Source organism: Mycobacterium sp. NGS19 (genome assembly GCF_059813155.1).
In genome coordinates, this window is the sequence record NZ_JCALEB010000002.1 from 800673 (window position 1) to 821476 (window position 20804).

Genomic DNA, 20804 nt, shown 5'->3' on the forward strand with positions numbered 1-20804 from the left:
GACAGGCGCGGACGGTGAGGATTCCTGTAGAAGTGCTAATCAACTAGGTTGAGATTACGATACGGTCTTCGACTCCACAACACAGGGATGTGTCGATTCATGCCTTGCGACCGTCGTCTAGGACCTGCTTTCGCAGCGTGGCCGCCCGGAAAGTGAGGTGATTGCGTTCGGCGACGGACTGCGCCTTCGCGGCGGCCTCCACGTATCGTTCTGCGGCCGTGCCGATTTCACCAGCGCGTTCGTAGCAGTAGGCCATCGCAGCGGTGTAGCGAGGAACGGATGGGTCCACTTCCGCCAGTGCGGCAAGCCCCGCATGCGGTCCATCCGCCTCAGCGACCGCGACGGCGCGGTTGAGCCGAATCACGGGACTGTCCGCGAGTCGAACCAGCTCGTCGTACCACTCGACAATCTGGACCCAGTCGGTCTCGTCGGCTGATGGCGCATCGGCATGCAGCGCCGCGATCGCAGCTTGCGCCTGGTACTCCCCGAGCCGGTCACGCGCTAGTGCGGCTTGCACGATGGCGACGCCCTCGGCGATCAGATCGCGCCGCCAGAGGCTGCGGTCTTGTTCGGACAACGGCACCAGGCTGCCGTCGGCACGTGTGCGGGCCGGGCGTCGCGCGTGGTGCAGCAGGAACAGGGCGAGCAGTCCCTGCACCTCCGGATCGTCGGTCATCTTGACCAGCTGCCGCGCCAGCCGAATTGCCTCGGCGGCCAGATCGACGTCCCCGCTGTAGCCCTCGTTGAAAATCAGGTAGAGCACCTTCATAACGGTGCGCAGGTCACCGAAACTGCTCAGTCCTGCTTCGCTCACAGTCTTCTTGGCGCGGCTGATCCGTTGCGCCATCGTGGCCTCGGGGACCATGCAGGCCCGGGCGATCTGACGCGTGGTCAAACCACCGACCGCCCGCAGCGTCAAGGCGACGGCCGAGGACGGGCTGAGCGCCGGGTGGGCACACAGGAAGTAGAGGTGCAGCGTGTCATCGACTGGGCCACCCGCACCGGATCGCGGCTCGCTGGCGACCAAGGACTCGCGGCGGCGCCGAGCAGCGTCGGAGCGGGTGATGTCGAGGAAGCGTCGCCACGCGGTCGTGATCAGCCACGCTTTCGGGTCGTCCGGCGGCTGGTCCGGCCACGTCTCGATGCCCCGGATGAGGGCGTCTTGGACGGCGTCCTCGGCGGTCGCGAAGTCTGCCCCGCGGTGGACCAGCGCAGCCAACACGCCGGGAATCAGCTCCCGCAGCTGCGTCCCGTCCACCGCGTGGGCGGCCATCACTCGGTGTCGGGCGACGTGTGCGTCAAGAACGGCCGAACCTCGAGCCACTCATGGATCGGCGTGCCGCCCGCGCCAGGTGCGGCCGACAATTCACCAGCCAATTCGATTGCGCGGTCGTAGCTGTCGACGTCCACGACCATCCAGCCGGCAATCAGGTCTTTGGTCTCGGCGAACGGGCCGTCGGTCACGGGCGGCTTGCCCTCGCCGTCGTAGCGCACCCAAACACCTTCCGGTGCCAAGGCCTGAGAATCGACATACTCGCCGCTGTCCTGCAGCCGGGCCGCAAAATCGTTCATGTACTTGATGTGCGCCTCGATCTCGGCGGGCGTCCATTGGTCCATCGGCACGTTGTTGACCGCTGCCGGCGCGCCTCGGTAGTGCTTGAGCATCAGGTACTTCGCCATGACTTTCTCCCTTCGCAAGTGGTGACCCTAATTGGTCACTCATCTGTGGGACGGAGCCGTCACGAAGATTTCGACATCCACTACCCGATTTTCGTTTCAGAGCGCCGCTGTAAGGCGCCAAAGCGCTTCGCGATCCGCGGAATTCGTTCGGTCCAGCGGGCTGATCACCACATCGGTGGCTCCAGCATCGCGATAACGGCGCAGCTGGCGCAAGACCGACTCTTCGGATCCGACCGCCGCGAGATCAGCAATATCGGTGACACCTTCTCGGGCAATCACGTTGCGGTACGACGGAATTGACTCGTAGACGCGCAGCCGCTGCGCCGCGATCACGCGAGCGGAGCCGGCATCCTCCGACAGCAGCACGGGCACCGCGGCGATCACGCGCGGTAGGGGACGGCCGGCTTGCTGCGCTGCTCTGGTGATCTCGGGCACGATGAATTCGGCGAGGGTCCGAGGCCCGGCGAGATACGGCAACGTCCCGTCAGCCAGTTCGCCGGCAACCTGCAATGCCTTAGGCCCCATCGCTGCGACGTATATCGGGATCGGAGTACCGCCGGCCACCTGCACCGGCCAGCTGGGGCTAGCGCTGAGTTCGCTGCCGTGGAAATCGACGGTTCCCGCGTCGAACACGGAGCGCAGGATCGTCAGATGCTCACGCAGCCGTGTGATGGTGTTCGGCCAGGCGATGCCGAAGGCCTGGCGTTCGATCTCGCGTGCGCCCAGACCGAGCCCCAGGCTGAAGTTGCCATGGGCGGCCGCCTGCGCCGTTTGTGCCAGCGAAGCGATGATCAGCGGATGGCGAGGATTGACGGGCACCACCGAGGTGCCCACGCCTAACCCCGGCACGGCGGCTCCCACGAGCGCTGCGAGCGCGATGGCGTCATAGTTCATCTGTTGCGGCAGCCAGACTTGAGCGACGCCGAGCTCGTGGGCTCGTCGCGCCTGTGCGATCACGTCATCGACGAGATTGGGCGCATCTGGGCGAGCCATGACGACGATTCCGGTAGGCATGTTGGCAACCAACGCGCGCGATCGACTCGTGATTCCAGGCGCCTCGTGGGAGCGGCGGGTACCCCTGACGTCCTCGATGAGTCTTGCGGCCGGCGCGGGTCTACGTCCAGTGACGGCATGTGAGCGAATGGAGCGATATGGCCAGACCCCGGCACGACCATCTGTGGGCATTGGCGCACGCCGAGCGTGCGGCGTTGGCGGAGGACCTCGCAGCCCTGCGCGACGAGCAGTGGCGGCACGGCACCTTGTGCGGGAATTGGGATGTCGAAGACGTCGTCGCACACCTGACGGCGGCCGCGAGTCTGAACCGGTGGAAGTGGCTGCGCAGCATGCTGGGAGCGCGTATGCGCCCTGACGTGCACAACCAGCGGCGGCTGGCCGAGCACCGCGGTGACACCCCGGCCGCGACACTTGATCGGTTCCGCGCCGTCATAGCAAGCACCACCGCGCCCTCCGGCCACATCCCCGCTTATCTGGGTGAGGTCGTCGTGCACGCGCAAGATATCCGTCAGCCGTTAGGGCTGGAGCGGTCACCTAGCGTCGACGCGCTGACGCCAGTGGCCGAGTTCTTCGCCCGACGCAACTTCGCAGTTGCCAGTCATAGCCGGGTGGCTGGGCTTCAGTTGCGAGCAGACGACGGGCCGTTTGCGGCGGGCAGCGGTCCTCTGGTTACCGGATCAACCCTTGCCTTGGTCATGAGCATGGCCGGCCGCGTGCCCTACCTCGACGAGCTCGACGGCCCGGGGGTGCAGCTTCTTCGGTCACGAGTGCAAGCCACCGCAGCGTGAGCGGCCATATCGCGATTGCTTTGTAACCGAATCGCCCCAGAAGGCTACATCATTAACAACAGTCTCACTGTTAACATCCAGCCGTGGAGCACCCGCCGGAGTCGTTCAGTCTTCGGCGATCTTTTTCCCGGCGCGACGCACTGCGCTACGCGGCCACTGCGTCGGTGCTGGCCGGGATTGGAGTAGCAGGGGCCCGGATACCAACTGCTGCGGCCGCCGCTCCCCAACTGATCGACTTTGCCGCGCATCAAATTCCCGCCGAACACATTCGAGGTGCGGGCTACGCCGGGGTGATCAACTACGTGTCACTGTCGCGGCCTGGCTCGACCTTTGGCGCCAAGCCGATCACCCGGCCCTATGCCGAGTCGCTGACGAAAGCGGGCCTGGTGATCGTCAGCAATTACCAATACGGGAAGCCTGGCGGGACCGCACCATCGGACTTCACCCGCGGGTTCGCCGGGGGTGTCGCAGACGCCAAGACGGCCTGGCAGCTGCACACTGCTGCAGGTGGCGGCCAGAGCGCACCGATCTTCTTCTCCATCGACGACGACATAGACCGAACCACCTGGAATAACGTTGCGCTGCAATGGTTTCGGGGAATCAATTCGGTGCTCGGCGTGCAGCGCACGGGCGTCTATGGCGGCATTGACGTGTGCCAGTGGGCCATCGCCGATGGGGTGGTCGGGAATTCGCGCACGCCCGGGCGCCGGTGGGCATGGCAGACGCGGGCCTGGTCTGGCAACCAGGTCCACCCGGCCGCCGTTCTCTACCAACGCATCGTGAGTACCAAATCGAATCCCGGCCCGTTGGTCGGCGGATATGAAGTCGACGTCAACGACGTCTTGGCCCAAGATTGCGGCCAGTGGAATCTGCATCCGTGACGTCAGCGACTGCGACCGATCTTGCCTCAATCGTGGAAGGTAACCGTCTCTTCGAGGGGTGCCTTGTCGATCCGGTACGCCGCCGCGGGTGACGACATGTCCGGGTAGCCGAACGAGATTCCGAACAGCAGCTTCATCGACGCGTCGATGCCCAAGACGTCGCGAAGAGGTTCGGCGAAAAAGCCGAGTAACGTCTGCGGCACTCCGCTGATGCCATGCGCGGCAAGTGACAACAGGAACGTCTGCGCATACATCCCGATATCACCGGCGAGCGAACGCCGTCGTAGAGGTGGGGCATGAAGAGCAGGCAGGCATGTGGTGCGCCGAAGAATTCCAGGTTCCGGCGCATTGCCACGCGTCGTTCCTCGCGGGCCTCCCGAGGGATGCCGAGGGCTTGGTAGTAGGCGGCGGCTTGGGCAACCTGCCGCTCGCGGTAAACGCCGTAGAGTTCGTCGACCGCCCAAGGAAAGTCAGGGCTCATCTGCTGGGCCGCCTCTGCGGCGAGCATTGCGCTGCTGACTTTGTCGCGCGTCGACCCCGACACGATATGGACATCCCAGGGCTGGATATTCGAGTTCGATGGGGTGTGACGGGCGTCCTCCAACACCTCATTGATGAGGGCGCGAGGAACGGGTGTGGGAAGGAAGCTGCGGATCGAGCGACGGTCGCGGACGATGTCGTGAAACGGCCTGGCCTGAGGCATCTTGCGTGTCTCCAAATGGGGCGGGATCATGAGAGCGATCAGCGCGAGTCGCCGGATTATCTAGTGCACTAGATACTATCGCAACAGAGGTTATGAGCCGCAGCCGCCGCAAGAAAAGTCACCCCGTCAACGAGCAGCTGTCATTTGCGCTCTACGGCGCGGCCAATCGGCTCGTGCGGATGCACAAGCCGTTTCTCGAGCCGCTGGGCCTGACGTTCCCGCAGTACCTGGTGATACTCGAGCTGCTCGGTGATGCACCACGATCGGTCGGCGAGCTAGGTGCCAAGCTCGGCATGGACACCGGGACCATCACTCCGCTGCTGAAGCGCCTCGAGCAGTCCGGCATGGTCAGCCGCAAACGTGATGCCCAGGATGAACGACGGGTCCTTGTCGATCTGACGCCGGCGGCCGAAAAGCTGCGCGACCGAGTGTGGGCGGTCCCCGGTCAGATCAATACCGCGTGCAATCTGTCAGCAGAGAAAGCCGACGAGCTTCGCGAAGCACTCGATAGGGTCGGCCGTCAATAAGCGTGCCGCGCGCTGGCCGCCGTAGTCGAATTCCGGGGGCGGGCGAGGAACTTGCGAAGGCGGCGACGTCAGTGGTGTGACTCTAACGGCTTTGTGCTGTAACGGCTTTGAGCGCTTCGGCGCGGCGGTGGAACGGTGTTAGTGGCACCCATGTCGGTGAACTACTGTCTAGCCGTTAGGCGTGCGCCATGGCTTGGTAGCCCTCACTGACGCCGGGGTAACGTGGCCGCCACCCGGCAGCGCCTCGGAATCGGGCGTTGCTGACACGCAGTGAGCGAGTCAACGAGGTCAGGCGGTTACCCATGAATAGGCCGATTCGGCCAGGAACTGTGACCCACAACCTAACCCCGACTGCATCGGCGCACGCCTGCGCGTATTGGCGCTTGGTGACCGGCTTGTCGTCGACGACGTTGTAGGTTCCGTCGCGGCAGGTGAGGGCGGCTTCCACTGCGTCACCGGCGTCGGCGACGTGTATCGACGATATGTAGGAGTCTGGGCGCCTTGGGCCGCGAACGCCGTGGCAACTCTCGAGATCACCTCTTGTTCAATGACTCCGTTGGTAAAACATCCCAGCGCACGGAGGTCCACCAACAACGCTTCGATGATCTGACGCGCGTCCCGGGGGCTCCGGACAACGGCTTCGAGCACCTTTCGCACGCGGGATTCTTTGTTCGGTCCCCCGCCTTGCGAATGATGGTGTGGTGCAACGTCATCGACTCCGTACCTTCTGAAAACCGCTGAAAGTTGGGGATGCGTTGGCCTGTCGACGCCTCCCTTGTACAGCTGAGCGAACCGTGCCGCGATATCCGCGCTGACAGGCGGACGACTCATGACTTTTTGCGCTTCCTACTCTCGCCGCAATCGCGGGGGCTCCGCCTGCCTACATTCTCATCCAAAGGTCCAATTGGACATCAGGTGGAGATTTGACATAAGAATTGGACATCAACTTGAGAAGCCAGAACAGAATGCCTCTACCTCGCCATGTTGGTGAAGCGCGAGTAATGCAGCTGATGCGCCACGGTGACCGTCTTCGTTTGGCCGTTACGGTGTTTGGCCACAATGAGATCTGCTTCGCCGAGGCGTTCTTCGTTCTCGTGATCGAACAGGTCTGGCCGGTGCACCAGAATCACGATGTCCGCGTCCTGCTCCAGCGACCCCGACTCACGGAGGTCAGCCAGCATCGGCTTCTTGTCTGTGCGCTGTTCGGGGCCGCGGTTCAGCTGGCTGAGCGCAACTACCGGCACCTCGAGCTCTTTGGCCAGCAGCTTGAGGTTACGCGAGAATTCCGACACCTCTTGCTGTCTGGACTCGAACCGCTTGCCCGACGTCATCAACTGCAGGTAGTCGACGACGATCAGTTTCAAGTCTGCCTTCTGGCGCAACCGCCTGGCCTTCGCGCGGATTTCCATCAACGTCAGGTTCGGCGAGTCGTCGATATACAGTGGCGCCTCACTGATTTGGCTCATCCGCCGCGCAAGCCGCGCCCAGTCGTCGTCGCCCATGCGGCCCGAGCGCATGTCGGAAAGTTTGATCTTCGCCTCGGCCGAGAGCAGTCGCATCACGATCTCCGACTTGCTCATCTCGAGCGAGAACATGACGCTGGCCATCTGATTCTTGATCGAACACGACCGCAGAAAGTCCAGTCCCAGTGTGCTTTTACCGGAACCGGGCCGGCCGGCGACGATGACCATCTGGCCGGGGTGCAGTCCGTTGGTGAGCTCGTCGAGCTCGACGAACCCCGTCGGTACCCCGCTCGCCCGGCCACCGCTGGATGCGATCGCGTCGATCTCGTCCATGGTGGGCTGCAGCAATTGTTCAAGCGGCACAAAGTCTTCCGACAACCGCCGGTCGGTGACGTCGTAGATCTCGGCCTGCGCGCGGTCGACCACTTCGGCGACATCGGACCCGTCGGCACCGGCGTATCCGTACTGCACGACGCGCGTTCCGGCCTCGACCAGCCGGCGCAACAACGCCTTCTCCGCGACGATGCCGGCGTAGTAGCCGGCGTTCGCGGCAGTGGGCACCGTGGAGATCAACGTGTGCAGATACGGTGCGCCGCCTATCCGCCGCAACAGTCCGCGTCGGTCGAGTTCTGCTGCGACGGTCACCGGGTCGGCCGGCTCACCCCGCGTCGAGAGATCGAGGATGACGTCGTAAATGCTCTGGTGGGCAGGACGATAGAAGTCACCCGGCCGCAGCTTTTCCACGACGTCGGCGACAGCGTCCTTGGAAAGCAGCATGCCGCCCAATACCGACTGTTCGGCGACGATGTCTTGGGGCGGCTGACGGCCGAACTCCTCATTGGTCGGAGGAACGCCTAAGCCAGAGTGCCCGAGATCGTCGACCACGGCCATGACGGCGCCCCACCTCCTCCCGAACGTACGTTCGCACGGCTGTCTCGACGATAAGTCACGGTGCCGACAACTCACCGACTCAACGCGCCGGGTTACCCCGGGACGTTCCGACGTTAAAGGTTGCTGGCGGAGCTGAAAAGCGGTGCTGTTGATGAACCTGTGTATCGCGTGTGGATATCTGCTCTGCGTCATGTTGACGGCTTGTGGACAACTTGTGGATGACGCAAATAATTGCCCACATATTCGCTGCTGAAGCCGACTTCTCGCGGTGTGTGGCCTGTGGATCAGAATCGCTACGGCGTGTCTTGCCGGGTTGCCGCTTCGGGCGTGTTGTGTTGCCTTGAGTTGAGGTACAGGTTAACAAATGGTTAGATTCGCTGCGGCGTCGCAGCCGCGGCTAGTTTGCTGGCACCGTCCAGCGGCGAGGTGCGCGGCCCGGGCGTCCGCCAGAACCCGTGGTGAGGACGTCGTAGCCCAAGTATTTGCGATAGCCGACAATTAGCTCGCACGCTCCAGCGGCGGCACGTCGCGGCGCGCAGCCGGCAGTGAACCGAAAACCGATGCAGTCCAGTCGGATTCGCGGATAGCGCGCCGAGGCCGGCTACTGCTCGGCGACGACCTCGAGCGTCACCGTGGCCTGTACCTCGGGGTGCAGCCGCACCACGATCGGATGGCTGCCGATCGACTTGATGTGCGCCTGAGGCATCTGCACCGTCCGCTTGTCGATGCTGGGGCCACCGGCCTTTTTGATCGCCGACACGACATCAGCCGCAGTGACCGAGCCGAACAGCTTGCCCGAACCACCCGCGGTGCGCGCCGGAAGTGACACAGAGCCAATGCCTTCGAGGGCTTTCTTCAGCTCGTCGGCGTGCTCGCGGTCGCGCACCGTCTTGGCTTCACGTGCGCGCCGGATCTCGCTGGCCTGACGCTCCGCGCCACGGGTGGCCAGGATGGCCAGGCCACGCGGCAGCAGATAGTTGCGGCCATAACCGTCTTTGACTTCCACAAGGTCGCCGGCCGAACCGAGATGGTCGACTTCGGCGGTGAGTATGAGCTTCATCGTCGTTCCTGTTCGTGGATTGCTCAGCGGGCCGATGAGGTGAACGGCAGCAGGGCAACCTCGCGCGCGTTTTTGACCGCGATCGCGATATCACGCTGGTGCTGCACACAATTGCCGGTCACTCGGCGGGCCCGGATCTTGCCGCGCTCGCTGATGTAAGTGCGCAGCAGCGCGGTGTCCTTGTAGTCGATCACTTGAGCTTTGTTGGCGCAGAACACGCACTTGCGTGTCTTCACCGGCTTCTCGGGCGCGGGGCGCCGCTTGTTGGACTTCGCCATCGGTTTTCTTCCTCGACTCTTCGTAAATGTTCGTTGTAATTAAAAGGGCGGCTCGTCGTCGCTGCCGCCGAAGGACCCCGACGCCGGGGCGCTGCCCCACGGATCATCGTTGGTGGCCTGGTTGCCGGATTGCCGTGCGCCGCTGCCGAATCCACCGCTGCTGCTGCCCCGGCTGGCCTTGTTGACCTTCGCTGTGGCGTAGCGCAGCGACGGGCCGATCTCGTCGACTTCGACCTCGACGACGGTGCGCTTCTCGCCCTCGCGGGTTTCGAATGAGCGCTGCTTGAGCCGACCGGTGACGATCACCCGCGACCCACGGGTGAGGCTTTCAGCGACGTTCTCGGCCGCCTCCCGCCAGATGTTGCACCGCAGAAACAACGCCTCGCCGTCCTTCCACTCCCCGCTCTGCCTGTCGTAGATGCGCGGCGTGGACGCGACCGTGAAGTTGGCGACGGCAGCGCCGGAGGGGGTGAAACGCAGTTCAGGGTCGGCCGTCAGGTTTCCGACGACGGTGATCGTGGTGTCACCAGCCACGAGATCCTCCTCGACTCATGTCGCTCCTCGCGTGGACGGAGCAGTCAGGCACGGTGCTTGTCGTGCGCGAGCCTACGCAGAGCAACTGACGTGCGGTACGCATTCAGTGCTTGTCTGTGCGCATCACCTTGGTACGCAGCACCGACTCGTTCAGGCTGAGCTGACGGTCGAGCTCGGTCACCGTCTTGGGTTCTGCCGTCACGTCGATCACCGCGTAGATGCCCTCGGAGTGCTTGGCGATCTCGTAGGCCAGCCGGCGCCGACCCCAGATGTCGACCTTGTCGACCTTGCCGCCGTCGTTGCGGATGACGTTGAGGAACGCCTCCAGCGACGGAGCCACGGTGCGTTCGTCAAGGGTGGGGTCGAGGATGACCATGATTTCGTATGGACGCATGGGAACCTCATCACCTCCTCTGGTCGTGTGCGGCCACGGCGTATCCGTAGCAGGAGGGTCGCCTGCGTCGGCAACCGGATCAGGTTACAGGAATGGCGGCTGATCTGCGAAATCGCACTGGTTCGCTCCGGCCGAGCGTGCGCTGCGGTACGCCCTAGACCGGCGTGTCGGCGCGCAGACCCGCACGCTCGCGCACAAGGGGCGGTGGGCCGGCGGCGCGGGGGCGCAACCACGAGGGCAGCCACGCGGGCGGCGCGTCAGGCGTGTTCTCGAAGACGCCGCCGGACGGGTCGTCGATACGGCCGCCGAACCGGACGAGGTCGCGTTCGGGGTGATAGATCTGCCAGACCACCACCGCGCACAACGCCATCACCGCGATGTCACGCAGCAGCACGGTGGCGGTGAACGGCTGCTCCGGCAGTCCGCGCGTTTGATCGCCGTACAGGTAGTACATGCGCGGCACCCACACCAACGCGTCGATGGTCATCCACGCCAGCAGGACTCGCCGATGCGGCAGCGCCAGTACCGCCAGCGGCACCAGCCACAGGGAAAACTGCGGACTCCACACCTTGTTGGTCAACAAGAACGCCGCGACCACCAGGAACGCCAGCTGCGCGACGCGGGGTCGGCGCGGGGCCGTCAACGCCACGTAAGCGATTGCGGCACAAGCGATGACGAAAAGCGCAGCGACGACGCTGTTCAGCACCACCGGCGGCTCCCAGAACCCGAGGTTGCCGTCGAAGCCCGACCACCCGGTGAACGACTTGATCACGTTGTACAGCGAATCCATGTCGTCACCGCGACGGGCGTTGAGCCGGAAGAACTCCGACCACCCCCGCGGAAAGAGCAGCATGACGGGCAGATTCACCACGAGCCAGCTGGCCGCGGCGGCTGCGCCGGTCTGGGCCACCGCGCGCAACCGGCCCGTGCGCACCCCGAGAGCCAGCAGCGGCACCAACAGCAGCAATGGATACAGCTTGGCCGCGACGCCCAGGCCGATCAGCACGCCGGCCAAGACGGGTTTTCGACGGGCCCACGCCAGCAGCGCACCGATCGCGAAGGCCGTTGCGAGCGCGTCGAAATTGGTGAAAATCTGGAATATCAGCAGCGGCGAGGCGGCGACCAGCGCCGCATCCCAGATCCGCCGGCCCGCCAGCGCGGACGTCGCCCACACGGTGGCCAGCCACGCCAGCGCCAGCCCGAACGCGGAGATGTTGAAGAACATCACCACCTCGGCGATCACAGGTATCCCCACCACTTTGGTCAGCGCCGTGTACGTCTTGGCCAGCGCCATCGACGCGTACTGGTAGAGCCCGGTCAGCACCGGATATTCCATGTACCGCACCGCGGGGCGCCCGTCGTACTGGGTCTTGGGTTTTCCGGCGGAGTCGGTCTCGCGCCAGCTGGACTTGTACGGAAACTTGCCTTGGTTCAGCAGCTCTGCGGTGTACAGCGGAACCGTGTCGGAGTAACACAGCTCGTAGTACTGACGGTTGTTCTGCCAGTTGGCGACTCGGGTGTCGGCGCTGCCGGTGGACGTGCTTTGCAGGCAGGCGGCCTTGGTCGAGTAACCCAACGCCAGGAACACCAGCCCGATGAGGAACATGACCCGCAATGGCGTCAGAAACCGCTGCCGGCCGATCAAGGCATGCCGGCCCACCGGACCGCCGATGGTCTCGGCCAGCGCAGCGCCGATTGGGTCTGTGCGACTGGGAAAATCGCGGTCGTCAAGGCTGCGCCGGTCGGCCGCGAGCGGCTGCGGCGAAACCACCGCAGCCGCGTGCTGCTCTGCCGCCGCGTCGGTCACGGCGGCGGTGGCGGCCCGGGCAGCGGACCCTGTCCACCGTTGTCGCCGCCGGGCGGCGGCGCCGCGGGAACCGTGGTGGGCGGTCCCAACGGGATTGTGATGCCGGGGGCCACTTCGATGCTGGGCTGGATCACCTCACCAGGCGTGGGAGTGGGCGCCGAGGAGGGCGGCGGTGTCGATCGCGGCGGAGGTGGCGGGGCGGCAGGCACGCCGGCATACCCGCCGATCATCGTTGGCTTGGGGAACTTCTCGTTCGGTGTGCCGTCGAGCGCGTTGTCCATGGTCGCCTTCCAGATGTCGGACGGCAACGTCGACCCCCACACCGGTGATCCCCACTTGTTCTCCAGCGGCTTGTCGCCGCGCACAGTGCCGACCCACACGGCCGTCGACAGTGACGGCGTGAACCCGACCATCCAGGCGTCCTTGTTGGCGCCGGTGTCGCCCAGCTGGGTGGTGCCGGTCTTGGCGCCCGAGGGCCGGCCGCCGGCCAGGTTGTGGCCGTTGGAGTAGCCCGCGATCGGTTGCATCGCAGAGATGACGTTATTGGCGACTCCTTCGTCGATGCGACGGTCGCCGCCGCTTTCCTGCGTAGACGCGTCGAACAGCACCTCGCCCTGGGAGTTCACCACCTTCTGCACGAAATGCGGGGCCCGGTAGATGCCCGAGGCCGCGATGGTGGCGTACGCCGATGCCATGTCGATGGGCCGAGTCTGGTACTGGCCCAACACGATTCCGTTGTTCGGGGGACCGCCTTTGCCGTCCTCGGACAGCGTGTGCTCCACGCCGGGGAAGCTCTCGGCTACGCCGGCGCGATGTGCGGCGTCGGCGACGTCGGACGGGCCGTTCTTCAGTTTCAGCATCAACCGGTAGTAGCTGGTGTTCAGCGACCGCTTGAGCGCCTCGGCGATGTTGCAGGTGCCGCAACTTTCGCCTTCGACGTTGGTGATCTTGATCCCGTCGACCGTCAACGGCGAGCTGTCGATCTGCGTGCCCAGCCCGATGCCCTGCTCGAGCGCGGCCACCAGCGCGAACACCTTGAACGACGAGCCGGTCTGCAGGCCTGCCTGGGCGAAGTCGAAACCGTTGGCGTCGCTGCCGCCGTAGTAGGCCTTGACGCCTCCGGTCTTCGGATCGATGGACACCACCGCGGCGCGCATGTCGGGGTCCTGGCCCTCGAGGTAACGGTTCACCGCGTCCTCGGCGGCCGACTGCGCCTTGGGATCGATGGTGGTGGTGATCTGCAGGCCCTGAGTGTTGAGCGTGCGCTCGTCGATGTTGAACAGGTCGAGGAGCTCCTTGGTGACTTCGCGCTCGATCAAACCGTTGGGCCCGGTGGTCTGGCTTTCCATGCGAGATTGATCTGGCGCCACCGTCTCGGGAAACACCTGTGCTGCCCGCTCGTTCTGCGGCAGTGCTCCGATGGTCACCATGCCGTCGAGCACCCAGTTCCACCGCTTCTCGGCACCCTCGCGATCCACGGCCGGGTCAAGACTGGACGGCCGCTGGATGAGCGCTGCCAGCAACGCACCTTCCGCGACGGTGAGCTGCTCGACGGGTTTGTTGAAGTAGGCCTTGGATGCCGCCGCGATACCGTACGCACCGCGGCCGAAGTAGATGATGTTCAGATACGCCTGCAGCACTTGGTCTTTGGACCACTCGCTGGACATCTTGGTGGCGATCACCAATTCCTTGGCCTTGCGGACCAAACCGCCGACGCCGGCACGCTGCGAACCCACCAGCGCGTTCTTGACGTACTGCTGCGTGATCGTCGAGCCGCCCTGCGTGTCGCCGCCGAACACGTTGTTCTTCACCGCGCGTGCGAAACCGCTGAACGAGAACCCGGGATTGGAGTAGAAGTCGCGGTCTTCGGCGGCCATCACCGCGTCGCGCACGTGCTGAGGCACCTGGCTGATGCTGACGTCGATCCGATTGCCTTCTGGCGGAACGATTTTCGCGAGCTCAGTGGTGCCGTCGCTAGCGAAGATGGTGGACACCTGATTGGTGCGGATGTCGCCGGGCTGCGGCACGTCGACAATGAAGTAAGCCATCGAGAACGTAACCAGGGGCAGCACGATGAGCAGCGCAGCGGCGATGATGACACCGCGCCGCACCCACTTCCAGTTGATGTGACGCGCGGGACGTCTGGGCCCGAATGGGGGGCCGCCCCCGGGCGGACGGCCGTGCGGCGGCTTGGGAGGGGGTCCACCGTCGAGCGCGGCCTTGACGACGTCGACCTCGTCGCGCAGCGGCTCGGTGTGCTCACCGACCGGTGGGATGACGCTTGTAGGACCGCCGTCGACGGGAGTGGTGCGGCGCGACGGTCGCGGTGCCGGAGGTCGGGGCGCGCGAGCCGGACCGTAGGCCGGGCCGGGCCGCTGCGGAGGGCGGGCGGCGCGGTCAGCCGCCATTCCGGGACGGTTGTCGGTGGCTGACCGGTCGGGACGCTCTCCCCTATTCACTGGCCGTGCGCGCGCCGCTGCGCGCCGTCCGAGTGCCACGCGATCCTGTCGGAGGACGGACCGCTCCCAGCACATACGACTTGACCAGATGGTTCCAGCTGCAGGTCCGGCATACCTCCACCACGTGTACCGAGAATTCGTCGTATCGGGCCGCCAGCATCACCAGCTCTTCGGCTGTGCGGGCAGACCCGGATACTGGGCCAAGGTGATCGCCGAACACCCACGACACCAGAGTCAGTTGTTCCTTGCGGCAGATCGGGCACATCACCGAACTGGGCTTGCCGTGATACTTGGCTGCCCGCAACAAGTAGGGATTCGCGTCGCAGACCTCGGTGACACCTGTGCGCCCCGAATACACCTCGGCCAGCAGGGACCGGCGCCGAAGCGCGTAGTCCACCACTTGTTGCTGCAATCGCACGGTGACCAGAGTACGTGCCTCCCCCGACGGTGGAAGCACAGAAGGGGCAGCCGATCTGTCGCCGCTCGCTGCGCTGGGCAGTTGCCCGTCGAATCGGCGGGGGCGCTCTTACGATCATCGTCGTGGCGACGCGGCAATCAATGAGCACCCGGGCCAAAGACAGCGACCGAAACGACACTTGCCAGGTGCTCGACACCGCGCTCGCCGAAGGCCAGTTGTCAATGGAAGAACACCGTCAGCGGGTCAGTGCTGCGACCAACGCGATGACGCTGGGCGAATTGAACGCATTGGTGTCTGACCTCCAGACCAGCAATGCGCCGGTGCAGTTGCCTCGGCTCAAGTCGCCGCGCGCCAGCACTGGTGATGCGGGCTGGGGCATGCGGATCGCCGTGGCAGCGGTGCTGGTGCTGTTGGGCGTGGGCATCGGTTGGGGCCTCTTCGGCAGTAGTGCGTCACCGCTGAGCAACGACCCGGGTGCTGCGCCCGACGGCATCGCCGCCAACGTCCAGGCGCCGCCGCGGCTGCTGCACTCGGCGAACGGGCTGAACGGCTTGTTCACCCAAGCCCGCAAGAAGTGGGGAGACACGCTGGGATTCAGCCTGACCATCTACCCCGACTACGCGTCGATGGAGCGCGCCGACCCCGCCGACGAGCGGCGCACGCTGCGGTACACGTATCGGGGCGGTTGGGACGGCGATCCGTCGGTGAGCGCGATCAGCGACGGCGAGCGTCTGGTCGACCTTGCGAAGTTCGACGTGCCTGCGATCATCGGCCGGATGCGGGGTGCGCCGCAGATCTTGGGCATCGAGCAGAAGGACGTGAAGTCGACCTACATGAACATCGAGCCCAGTAAGGATCCGACGACTCCTGACGCGGTGGTGATCGCGATCTACGTTTCGACGACCTATGAGCGCAGCGGCTACCTGACCGTCGGTCCGCAGGGCGACATCCTCAGCCAATACCCGCCGTCCTGACGGGCACCTGGGCCTGGCCGCCTGGCGCGAGCGTGCGGTGTTGCACGCCCGGCTCCGGCGTGCCGGTGCGCAGACACGCACACTCGCGCAGGAGCGTGGCCCGGGCATGGCCCGAAGCTGGCCGGGGGCTGGCCGGGGGCTGGCCGCGAATATATCGGCGCGATACTATGGCCCGAGGTGTCGACGGGTCGTAACGGCCAAGCAAAGGAGGTGACTCGGTGCTGGAGCTCGCCATCCTGGGACTTCTGCTCGAGTCGCCGATGCACGGCTACGAGCTGCGGAAACGCCTTACCGGTTTACTGGGTGCTTTCCGCGCGTTCTCGTACGGTTCGCTTTATCCGGCGCTGCGCCGGATGCAGCTCGACGGGCTGATCGCGGAGGATGCGGCACCGGCCGGAGCTCCCGTGCGCCGTGCGCGCCGGGTGTACCGGCTCACTGAGGCTGGTCGGCAGCGGTTCGCCGAGCTCGTCGCCGACACCGGTCCTCAGAACTACACCGACGACGGCTTCGGCGTGCATCTCGCATTCTTCAACCGCACCCCCGCAGAGGCGAGGATGCGGATTCTGGAGGGCCGGCGCCGTCAGGTGGAGGAGCGGCGGGAAGGTCTGCGCGAAGCCGTCGCGCGGGCCAGTAGCTCGTTCGACCGCTACACCCGCCAACTGCATCAGCTGGGCCTGGAGTCCAGCGAGCGGGAAGTGAAATGGCTCAACGATCTGATCGCCGCGGAACGAGTAGCCCAAGGACTCGCCGAGTAACCACTCGCACCGCACAAAAACGTCAAGTGGCAGGAGTAAGGAGAACCGCTCATGAGTGGCAATAAGACCGGCGCCGGTTCGGAGGTGCGCGTCGCGATCGTCGGCGTCGGCAACTGCGCGTCCTCACTGGTGCAGGGCGTGCAGTACTACCAGCACGCTGACGACAGCTCGACGGTTCCCGGCCTGATGCACGTCCGGTTCGGCCCCTACCACGTGCGCGACGTCAAGTTCGTCGCCGCATTCGACGTCGACGCCAAGAAGGTCGGCTTCGACCTGTCCGAGGCGATCTTCGCGTCGGAGAACAACACCATCAAGATCGCCGATGTGCCGCCCACCGACGTGGTGGTACAGCGCGGACCCACCCTCGACGGAATCGGCAAGTACTACGCCGACACCATCGACGTGTCCGACGCCGAGCCGGTGGACGTGGTCAAGGCGCTGCGCGACGCCGAGGCCGACGTGCTGGTCTCCTACCTGCCGGTCGGCTCCGAAGAGGCCGACAAGTTCTACGCCCAGTGCGCGATCGACGCCGGTGTGGCGTTCGTGAACGCGCTGCCGGTGTTCATCGCCTCAGACCCGGTGTGGGCCAAGAGGTTCGCCGACGCCGGGGTGCCGATCGTCGGCGACGACATCAAGAGCCAGGTCGGTGCGACGATCACCCACCGGGTGCTGGCCAAGCTGTTCGAAGACCGCGGCGTGCAGCTGGACCGCACGATGCAGCTCAACGTCGGCGGCAACATGGACTTCCTGAACATGCTCGAGCGTGAGCGGCTGGAGAGCAAGAAGATCTCCAAGACCCAGGCCGTTACCAGCAACCTGCAGCGCGAGTTCAAGACCAAAGACGTCCACATCGGCCCGTCCGACCATGTGGGCTGGCTCGACGACCGCAAGTGGGCGTACGTGCGGCTGGAAGGCCGGGCCTTCGGCGACGTGCCGCTGAACCTGGAGTACAAGCTCGAGGTGTGGGATTCGCCGAACTCGGCAGGCGTGATCATCGACGCGGTGCGGGCGGCGAAGATCGCCAAGGACCGCGGACTGGGCGGCCCGATCATCCCGGCGTCGGCCTACCTGATGAAGAGCCCGCCGGAACAGATGCCTGATGACGTGGCCCGCGCCCAGCTCGAGGACTTCATCCGCGGCTAGTGTCGTCGCCGTGACGGAGATCTCCGACGACGACCTGTTGGGTCTCGACGAATTCGCGCTGCTGCCCGAAAACGCCGAGCAGGCCGGTGTCAGCGGTCCGCTGCCGGTCGTCGAACGGCTGGACTCCGGACCCGTCAGCGCGTTGCGGTTCGGGTCCGCGCCGCCACGGGTGGTGTTCCTGCACGGCGGCGGGCAGAACGCGCACACCTGGGACACCGTCATTCTGGGACTCGGTGAGCCGGCGCTGGCCGTCGACCTGCCCGGGCACGGCCGGTCCGCCTGGCGGGAGGACGGCGATTACGGGCCCCTCCAGAACGCGGCGACGCTGTTGCCTGTGTTGCGCGAATGGGCTCCGGCCGCAGACCTTTTCGTCGGCCATTCTCTGGGCGGGCTGACCGCGATCCGGCTGGCGACGCAGGCGCCCGACCTGGTGCGGCGGCTGGTGCTCGTCGACGTCACCCCCACCTCCCCGGCCCGTCACGCGGAGATGACCGACGAGCAGAAGGGCACGGTGGCGCTGATCCAGGGCGAGCGCACCTTCCCGACCTTTCAGTCCATGGTGGACGTGACCGTCGCCGCGGCACCGCACCGAGACCGAAAGTCGTTGCGCCGCGGGGTTTTTCACAACTCGAAGCGCCTCGACGACGGCACCTGGACGTGGCGTTACGACTCCTTCCGTCAGGACGCCGACTACTCCGGCTTCCAGCGGTTGTGGGACGACGTGCCCGCGCTGTCCGCACCCACCACCCTGGTGCGGGGCGCACGGTCCGCCTTCGTCAACGACGAGGACGCCGACGAATTCGCCCGCACCGCACCGGGATTCCAGCGCGTGCACGTGGTGGCCGACGCCGGGCATTCGGTGCACAGCGACCAGCCGCTGGTGCTCGTCGAGATCTTGCGCGAAGTGCTCGGCGCAACTCGGTCATAGAAGTACAACAGCAGGGTCGCATTCGTTCACATCATGACCGAGACCGACCAGCAACTCGACCGGATCGAGCGGACCGTCGACATCGACGCCAGCGCCGAGCAGGTGTGGTCCCTCGTGCAGCGGCCCGGCTGGGTGCCGCGCCGGCGTCGGCCTCCGCGCTGGCACGACAACTGCCGATCAGCCGCCAGGCCATCGTCAAACATCTCGAGGTGCGCCAAGCCGCCGGCCTGGTGACGACGGAGCGACAGGGCCGCGAACTGATTTATTACGCGCTGGGCGGCCGGCTCAGCGACGTGGATGCGGTCGCCTTGGCAGAATCGGCTGGTGCGATGGCGATGGCTGGCGGTGGTGGTGCTGGTCCTGGCCGCGTGCACGGCGGCGCCGCCCGATCGGAGCGCCGAGGTGGACAAGCTCAGCCAGCGCATCCGCACGCTGGCGGGTGTGACGCAGGTGCACACCACGTTCGACGACGACGCGGCGCGCGGACCGGCGTACGCCGAATTCGACGTCGACGTGGCCGGCGAGGTCACCGCCGATCAGGTGGCCGCAGTCACGTCGTCCTACATCGACGACATGGCCACCAACGACTACAAGGGCTACCGCACCGAGCTCGACATCCGCACCGGCGACAACCTGTTCCGCGTGGACAACGGCGGTCGCCCGGTAAGCAACCGCGAGCAAGTCGTTCAGCAGGCGCGTAGCTGGGTAGCGCTGCGCCGCCAATTCCCCGGTGGCACAGTCAGACTGCGCGCCGCCACTGCGACGGTTCCGAATTCCGGCACCATCCAACTGCCCGACGCTGCTGACTACCGTGCGGTCGCCGCGGCCGTCGGCACCCTGGCCAGTAACTTCGCCGACATGGCCGCCGGTGAATGGACCGTGAACGCCGGCAAGCAGCACCCTGCCGAGATTCACACCTCGCGGCGACTGCCGACCCCTGCCGAGATGGAGCTGTGGGACACGCTCAACGCCGACCAGTCGATCCCGCACGCCGACGTCTTCACGATCAACGGCGCGGTCACCGGACCGCTATGGGTGTCGGAGAAGATCGGCGCCGACGACACCGCGCTGGCGCTGCGGCTCGCCGAGCAGCACCTGCCGGTCGTCGCGCGGCTGCCCGCGCCGGTGCTGTACTCGGCCACCAACCAGTACCAAGGCCGGCTCGGCTTCTACGGGCAGGCGACCGGCCCGGTCACCGTGTCGATCGGCACGTGCATCAGGCGCGACTACCGGCCGTCGCCGCCCGAACAGGCTCTGATCGACAGGTACGAGAACTGCCGCCACTGAGCTGCGCGATACCGTGGCCGCATGGCCTTCCCTCTTCGCATCGGCGTCCAACTCCAGCCGCAGCACGCACCGAACTACGCGAACATCCGTGACGCCGTCCGCCGCGCCGAAGACATCGGCGTCGACGTGGCGTTCAACTGGGACCACTTCTTTCCGCTCTACGGCGATCCCGACGGACCACACTTCGAGTGCTGGACGATGTTGGGCGCGTGGGCCGAGCAGACCTCACGGATCGAGATCGGCGCGCTGGTGACCTGCAACTCGTACCGCAACCCGGAGCTGCTCGCCGACATGGCGCGCACGGTCGACCACATCTCCAACGGCCGGCTGATCCTGGGCATCGGCTCCGGCTGGAAGCAGAAGGACTACGACGAATACGGCTACCCCTTCGGCACCGCGGGCAGCCGGCTGCGAGACCTCGCCGAGGCACTGCCACGCATCGAGTCACGGTTCGCCAAGCTCAATCCGCAACCGACCCGGCACATTCCGGTGCTCATCGGCGGCCAGGGCGAGCAGAAGACGCTGCGGCTGGTGGCCGAGCACGCCGACATCTGGCACGGGTTCGTCGACCGCGAAAGCTACCCACGCAAAGCCGAGGTCTTGGCGCAGCACTGCGCCGCGGTGGGCCGCGACCCCGAGTCGATCGAGCGGTCCGCGGGCGTTCAGGGTCGCTCCGAGGACGCCCTGCTGGCCGAGGCCGATGCGATGGCTGATCTGGGCGTCACGTTTCTGACGGTCGGCGTCAACGGTCCCGACTACGACCTGAGCCAAGCCGAGGCGTTATGCCGGTGGAAGGCTCGCCGGGCTCAATAAGCCACGC

General features: G+C 65.6%; 22 protein-coding genes and 1 pseudogene. 10 read left to right on the forward strand and 13 right to left on the reverse strand.

What is annotated here, in order from left to right:
- Positions 1-97: 97 nt before the first annotated feature.
- From AC5Y4N_RS09245 to AC5Y4N_RS09255, 3 genes are all read right to left on the reverse strand, one after another.
- Positions 98-1273, reverse strand: coding sequence for an RNA polymerase sigma factor (locus AC5Y4N_RS09245; RefSeq protein ID WP_499904499.1), 1176 nt, complete (start codon positions 1271-1273; stop codon positions 98-100).
- Entirely contained in the window at positions 1273-1680 is a 408-nt protein-coding gene (locus AC5Y4N_RS09250) for a YciI family protein (RefSeq protein WP_499904497.1), read from the reverse strand. Before AC5Y4N_RS09250 ends, AC5Y4N_RS09245 begins: the two co-directional genes overlap by 1 nt.
- Positions 1681-1776: 96 nt before the next feature.
- On the reverse strand, positions 1777-2694 hold the full coding sequence (locus tag AC5Y4N_RS09255) for an LLM class F420-dependent oxidoreductase (protein WP_499904495.1): 918 nt from the start codon (positions 2692-2694) through the stop codon (positions 1777-1779).
- 137 nt (positions 2695-2831) lie between these two features.
- Here AC5Y4N_RS09255 and AC5Y4N_RS09260 point away from each other — a divergent pair, with 137 nt between their 5' ends.
- Both AC5Y4N_RS09260 and AC5Y4N_RS09265 read left to right on the forward strand, forming a co-directional pair.
- Positions 2832-3482 (forward strand): maleylpyruvate isomerase family mycothiol-dependent enzyme, encoded by a 651-nt coding sequence (locus tag AC5Y4N_RS09260; RefSeq protein WP_499904493.1) that lies wholly within the window; start codon positions 2832-2834, stop codon positions 3480-3482.
- Positions 3483-3565: 83 nt separating this feature from the next.
- The gene (locus tag AC5Y4N_RS09265; RefSeq protein ID WP_499904490.1) at positions 3566-4363 is read left to right on the forward strand and encodes a DUF1906 domain-containing protein; all 798 of its coding nucleotides are present in this window, start codon (positions 3566-3568) and stop codon (positions 4361-4363) included.
- Between the two features lie 26 nt (positions 4364-4389).
- Here AC5Y4N_RS09265 and AC5Y4N_RS09270 read toward each other — a convergent pair whose 3' ends face one another.
- Entirely contained in the window at positions 4390-4617 is a 228-nt protein-coding gene (locus AC5Y4N_RS09270; protein WP_499904488.1) for a nitroreductase family protein, read from the reverse strand.
- Between the two features lie 281 nt (positions 4618-4898).
- A pseudogene (locus tag AC5Y4N_RS09275) lies at positions 4899-5096 on the reverse strand (nitroreductase family protein); the annotation flags it as partial.
- A gap of 62 nt (positions 5097-5158) precedes the next feature.
- Between AC5Y4N_RS09275 and AC5Y4N_RS09280 the strand changes: the two are divergent.
- Entirely contained in the window at positions 5159-5593 is a 435-nt protein-coding gene (locus AC5Y4N_RS09280) for a MarR family winged helix-turn-helix transcriptional regulator (RefSeq protein WP_499904486.1), read from the forward strand.
- A gap of 971 nt (positions 5594-6564) precedes the next feature.
- Here the strand turns inward: AC5Y4N_RS09280 and dnaB are convergent.
- The 8 genes from dnaB to AC5Y4N_RS09320 form a co-directional block, all read right to left on the reverse strand.
- On the reverse strand, positions 6565-7947 hold the full coding sequence (dnaB, locus tag AC5Y4N_RS09285) for a replicative DNA helicase (protein WP_499904483.1): 1383 nt from the start codon (positions 7945-7947) through the stop codon (positions 6565-6567).
- A 601-nt stretch (positions 7948-8548) separates the two neighbouring features.
- A complete protein-coding gene (gene rplI / locus AC5Y4N_RS09290; RefSeq protein WP_499904481.1) occupies positions 8549-9007 on the reverse strand; it encodes a 50S ribosomal protein L9 in 459 nt (152 codons plus the stop codon).
- 23 nt (positions 9008-9030) lie between these two features.
- A complete protein-coding gene (gene rpsR / locus AC5Y4N_RS09295) occupies positions 9031-9285 on the reverse strand; it encodes a 30S ribosomal protein S18 (RefSeq protein ID WP_499904479.1) in 255 nt (84 codons plus the stop codon).
- Positions 9286-9324: 39 nt separating this feature from the next.
- Positions 9325-9819, reverse strand: a complete 495-nt coding sequence (locus AC5Y4N_RS09300) for a single-stranded DNA-binding protein (RefSeq protein ID WP_499904477.1) — start codon at positions 9817-9819, stop codon at positions 9325-9327.
- A 103-nt stretch (positions 9820-9922) separates the two neighbouring features.
- A complete protein-coding gene (gene rpsF / locus AC5Y4N_RS09305) occupies positions 9923-10213 on the reverse strand; it encodes a 30S ribosomal protein S6 (RefSeq protein WP_499904475.1) in 291 nt (96 codons plus the stop codon).
- Between the two features lie 154 nt (positions 10214-10367).
- Positions 10368-11984, reverse strand: coding sequence for a glycosyltransferase family 87 protein (locus AC5Y4N_RS09310; protein ID WP_499906252.1), 1617 nt, complete (start codon positions 11982-11984; stop codon positions 10368-10370).
- A 32-nt stretch (positions 11985-12016) separates the two neighbouring features.
- Entirely contained in the window at positions 12017-14428 is a 2412-nt protein-coding gene (locus AC5Y4N_RS09315; RefSeq protein ID WP_499904473.1) for a transglycosylase domain-containing protein, read from the reverse strand.
- A gap of 43 nt (positions 14429-14471) precedes the next feature.
- Positions 14472-14897, reverse strand: a complete 426-nt coding sequence (locus tag AC5Y4N_RS09320; RefSeq protein WP_499904471.1) for a DUF5318 family protein — start codon at positions 14895-14897, stop codon at positions 14472-14474.
- Between the two features lie 122 nt (positions 14898-15019).
- Here AC5Y4N_RS09320 and AC5Y4N_RS09325 point away from each other — a divergent pair, with 122 nt between their 5' ends.
- The 7 genes from AC5Y4N_RS09325 (at position 15020) to AC5Y4N_RS09355 (ending at position 20797) form a co-directional block, all read left to right on the forward strand.
- On the forward strand, positions 15020-15871 hold the full coding sequence (locus AC5Y4N_RS09325) for a DUF1707 SHOCT-like domain-containing protein (protein WP_499904469.1): 852 nt from the start codon (positions 15020-15022) through the stop codon (positions 15869-15871).
- Between the two features lie 218 nt (positions 15872-16089).
- A complete protein-coding gene (locus AC5Y4N_RS09330) occupies positions 16090-16626 on the forward strand; it encodes a PadR family transcriptional regulator (protein WP_499904467.1) in 537 nt (178 codons plus the stop codon).
- A 51-nt stretch (positions 16627-16677) separates the two neighbouring features.
- Complete coding sequence (locus AC5Y4N_RS09335; protein ID WP_499904465.1) at positions 16678-17769, forward strand: inositol-3-phosphate synthase; 1092 nt, start codon at positions 16678-16680, stop codon at positions 17767-17769.
- A gap of 10 nt (positions 17770-17779) precedes the next feature.
- Positions 17780-18697: an Rv0045c family esterase gene (locus AC5Y4N_RS09340; protein WP_499904463.1), complete on the forward strand. Its 918-nt coding sequence runs from the start codon at positions 17780-17782 to the stop codon at positions 18695-18697.
- A 33-nt stretch (positions 18698-18730) separates the two neighbouring features.
- Entirely contained in the window at positions 18731-18931 is a 201-nt protein-coding gene (locus AC5Y4N_RS09345) for a hypothetical protein (protein ID WP_499904461.1), read from the forward strand.
- 90 nt (positions 18932-19021) lie between these two features.
- Positions 19022-19984 carry a hypothetical protein gene (locus AC5Y4N_RS09350; protein WP_499904459.1) on the forward strand — a complete coding sequence of 321 codons (963 nt, stop codon included), beginning with the start codon at positions 19022-19024 and terminating at the stop codon, positions 19982-19984.
- A 21-nt stretch (positions 19985-20005) separates the two neighbouring features.
- Complete coding sequence (locus AC5Y4N_RS09355; RefSeq protein ID WP_499904457.1) at positions 20006-20797, forward strand: LLM class F420-dependent oxidoreductase; 792 nt, start codon at positions 20006-20008, stop codon at positions 20795-20797.
- Positions 20798-20804: the final 7 nt, after the last annotated feature.

Bases quoted from the DNA above. Each gene is read 5' to 3' on its own strand.
- rpsR (WP_499904479.1), bottom strand. From the start codon at position 9,285: ATGGCGAAGTCCAACAAGCGGCGCCCCGCGCCCGAGAAGCCGGTGAAG.
- dnaB (WP_499904483.1), bottom strand. From the start codon at position 7,947: ATGGCCGTGGTCGACGATCTCGGGCACTCTGGCTTAGGCGTTCCTCCG.
- AC5Y4N_RS09315 (WP_499904473.1), bottom strand. From the start codon at position 14,428: ATGGCGGCTGACCGCGCCGCCCGCCCTCCGCAGCGGCCCGGCCCGGCC.
- AC5Y4N_RS09355 (WP_499904457.1), top strand. From the start codon at position 20,006: ATGGCCTTCCCTCTTCGCATCGGCGTCCAACTCCAGCCGCAGCACGCA.
- AC5Y4N_RS09345 (WP_499904461.1), top strand. From the start codon at position 18,731: ATGACCGAGACCGACCAGCAACTCGACCGGATCGAGCGGACCGTCGAC.
- AC5Y4N_RS09260 (WP_499904493.1), top strand. From the start codon at position 2,832: ATGGCCAGACCCCGGCACGACCATCTGTGGGCATTGGCGCACGCCGAG.
- AC5Y4N_RS09335 (WP_499904465.1), top strand. From the start codon at position 16,678: ATGAGTGGCAATAAGACCGGCGCCGGTTCGGAGGTGCGCGTCGCGATC.
- AC5Y4N_RS09255 (WP_499904495.1), bottom strand. From the start codon at position 2,694: ATGCCTACCGGAATCGTCGTCATGGCTCGCCCAGATGCGCCCAATCTC.
- AC5Y4N_RS09280 (WP_499904486.1), top strand. From the start codon at position 5,159: ATGAGCCGCAGCCGCCGCAAGAAAAGTCACCCCGTCAACGAGCAGCTG.
- AC5Y4N_RS09270 (WP_499904488.1), bottom strand. From the start codon at position 4,617: ATGTATGCGCAGACGTTCCTGTTGTCACTTGCCGCGCATGGCATCAGC.
- AC5Y4N_RS09245 (WP_499904499.1), bottom strand. From the start codon at position 1,273: ATGGCCGCCCACGCGGTGGACGGGACGCAGCTGCGGGAGCTGATTCCC.
- rplI (WP_499904481.1), bottom strand. From the start codon at position 9,007: ATGAAGCTCATACTCACCGCCGAAGTCGACCATCTCGGTTCGGCCGGC.
- AC5Y4N_RS09250 (WP_499904497.1), bottom strand. From the start codon at position 1,680: ATGGCGAAGTACCTGATGCTCAAGCACTACCGAGGCGCGCCGGCAGCG.
- rpsF (WP_499904475.1), bottom strand. From the start codon at position 10,213: ATGCGTCCATACGAAATCATGGTCATCCTCGACCCCACCCTTGACGAA.